The organism is Tepidimonas sp. (assembly GCF_036824975.1).
Taxonomy (GTDB): domain Bacteria; phylum Pseudomonadota; class Gammaproteobacteria; order Burkholderiales; family Burkholderiaceae_C; genus Tepidimonas.
The window spans coordinates 1-2510 of the sequence record NZ_DAISZC010000038.1 but is presented as its reverse complement, the minus strand read 5'-3'; the positions used below and the strand labels follow the sequence as shown (position 1 = coordinate 2510).

The 2510-nt window shown below is 67.6% G+C and carries 3 protein-coding genes; 2 read left to right on the top strand and 1 reads right to left on the bottom strand.

Annotation, left to right across the window (positions count from 1 at the left end; all coding sequences use genetic code 11):
• Both V7Z54_RS05990 and V7Z54_RS05985 read left to right on the top strand, forming a co-directional pair.
• A partial coding sequence (locus tag V7Z54_RS05990) for a helicase HerA-like domain-containing protein (protein WP_334135100.1) occupies positions 1-1455 on the top strand: 1455 nt, incomplete at its 5' end.
• A 152-nt stretch (positions 1456-1607) separates the two neighbouring features.
• Positions 1608-2045, top strand: coding sequence for a hypothetical protein (locus V7Z54_RS05985; protein WP_334135099.1), 438 nt, complete (start codon positions 1608-1610; stop codon positions 2043-2045).
• A 13-nt stretch (positions 2046-2058) separates the two neighbouring features.
• Here V7Z54_RS05985 and V7Z54_RS05980 read toward each other — a convergent pair whose 3' ends face one another.
• Positions 2059-2358, bottom strand: coding sequence for a CopG family ribbon-helix-helix protein (locus V7Z54_RS05980; RefSeq protein ID WP_334135098.1), 300 nt, complete (start codon positions 2356-2358; stop codon positions 2059-2061).
• Between the last annotated feature and the right edge of the window lie 152 nt (positions 2359-2510).

Genomic DNA, 2510 nt, shown 5'->3' with positions numbered 1-2510 from the left:
TGTCACCTGCTGCTGGACAAGGCCAACCGCCATGGCCTCATCAGCGGCGCCACCGGCACCGGCAAGACCGTGACGCTGCAGACACTGGCGGAGGGCTTTTCGCGCCAGGGTGTGCCGGTATTTCTGGCCGACGTCAAGGGCGACCTGACGGGCATCAGCCAGCCCGGGCGTATCGAGGGCAAGCTGGCGCAGGTGCTGGCCGAACGCGGGCTGCCGCTGCCCGAACCCGCAGCCTGCCCCGTGACCTTGTGGGACGTGTACGGCGAGCGCGGCCACCCGCTGCGCGCCACCGTGTCGGACATGGGACCGCTACTGCTGGCACGGCTGCTCAACCTCAACGATGTGCAAAGCGGCGTGTTGACCCTGGCGTTCCAAATCGCCGATGACCAGGGCTTGTTGCTGCTGGACCTCAAAGACCTGCGCGCCCTGCTGCAATATCTGGGTGACAACGCGCGCGCCTTCACCACGGAGTACGGCACCATCAGCAGCGCCAGCATCGGCGCCATCCAACGCGCACTGCTTGGGCTGCAGCAGCAAGGTGCCGAGCAGTTCTTCGGCGAGCCGATGCTCGACATCGCCGACCTGATGCAAACCGTCGATGGCCGTGGCGTGGTCAATATCCTGGCGGCCGAGCGTCTGCTCAACGCCCCGCGCCTGTACGGCACCGTGCTGCTGTGGCTGCTGTCGGAGCTGTTCGAGCGCCTGCCCGAAATCGGTGACCCCGACAAGCCTCGCCTGGTCTTTTTCTTCGACGAGGCGCACTTGCTGTTTGCCGACGCTCCCAAGGTGCTGCTGGAGCGCATCGAGCAGGTGGTGCGATTGATTCGCTCCAAGGGGGTGGGCGTGTATTTCGTGACGCAAAACCCGCTGGACGTGCCCGACAGCGTGTTGGGGCAACTGGGCAACCGGGTGCAGCACGCGCTGCGCGCCTTCACGCCGCGCGACCAAAAGGCCGTGCGTGCCGCCGCGCAAACCATGCGCCCCCAGCCCGGGCTGGACGTGGAGCGCGCCATCACCGAACTGGCGGTGGGCGAGGCGCTGGTGAGCCTGCTCGACGCCAAGGGCCGGCCGAGCGAGACCGAGCGCGTCTGGATCGTGCCGCCGGCCAGCCGCATCGGCCCCGCCACCGACGCCGAGCGCGCCGCGCTGCGGCAGCAGTCGCTGGTGGCGGGCGTGTACGAGCAGACCATCGACCGCGAAAGCGCCTACGAGCGGCTGCGCGCCCAGCATCAGGGGGACGCCCCGTCTGCCACCGGCGCCCCCGGTGGGACCAGCGACCGCCTAGGCGAGCTGCTGCTGGGCCGCAGCGGCCCGCGCGGCGGCCGCAGCGATGGACTGCTGCAGACGGTGGCCAAAACGGTGGTACGCGAGGTCGGCACCCAGCTCGGGCGGCAGTTGGTGCGCGGACTGCTGGGCGGGCTGCTGGGCGGCAGCGGCACACGCACGCGTCGCTGACCCCCCGCCGGCCGACGCCGCGCCGGCGGGCCGGTGACTCTCCCCCATCGCCCCTACCCCGCCGCATCGGCGCGCGGTGTGCGGGTTTGCGCGCATCGCCCGCATCCGGAGCGCCCCCTATACTGGTAGCAACGACGAGGAAACACGCACCGATGACCACCGGGTTCACCGCGTTGAGCTATGCACTCGCCGCGATTCTGGCCATCGCGTGCGCGGCACTGGCGTGGGCGCTGCACCGCAGCCGCCGCCTGCTGCGCGAAGAGCAGCGCTGGGTGTCACAGCTATTCGACCAACTCGGCATCGCGCACTGGCGGCGCAATCTCGACACGCAGGAGCTGTGGTGGTCGAACGTGTTCCGGCGTATGCACGGCATCGCCCCGGACGAGCCGGCCGAGCGCGCGCGTTCGCTGCGCCGGCTGGTACCAGAAGACCGTCAGCGGCTGCAAAGCGTCCTCGAGGAGGCCTACACCCGTGGCGGCGGCGAGACCGACTACCGCATCCAGCAGCCTGGGTTGTGTATCGCTCTTTCTGTAAACTCCGTTGTGCCCGCTAGAAGGCAGGATTGCCGGGCGAGGTGCTTAGGCGCGTAGGCGCCTAAGCAGCTTACCCGGCAAGACAGGTCCGGTTTATGGCCTGACGCCATGACTTTGAGAGGGAAGTATAACCGTTGCCCTGTTCGAGCTGGGCAAGCCAAGCATCGGCCTCATCAGCGGTCACATGCAGTCCGGTGGTGCGGTACTCTTCCCAGGCCTTGAGGGTGTCTTGGCGGAAGGCCTCGCGCTTTTCCTCGCGATCAACGTACTGGGTGATCGCTTCGCGCATCAGCCAATGCGACGTGCGATGACGCGCATCAACCAGACGCTTTAAGCGGGCCTTGGTGTCCTCGTCGATCTTGATCGCCACGGGGCGAGCGGCAGCAGCAGCCATAGCAGCCCCCATCAAAGTATTTCAAGGTATTACCTTACCATACTTCACTCGACTGTGCCACCCGCTGGGTATACATCGCCATCCACCCCGACAAGAGCGCAGCTTGCGCGCGGGCCTTTCCGCATGCC

Coding starts and splice junctions, on each gene's coding strand:
- V7Z54_RS05985 (WP_334135099.1), top strand. CDS start 1,608: ATGACCACCGGGTTCACCGCGTTGAGCTATGCACTCGCCGCGATTCTG.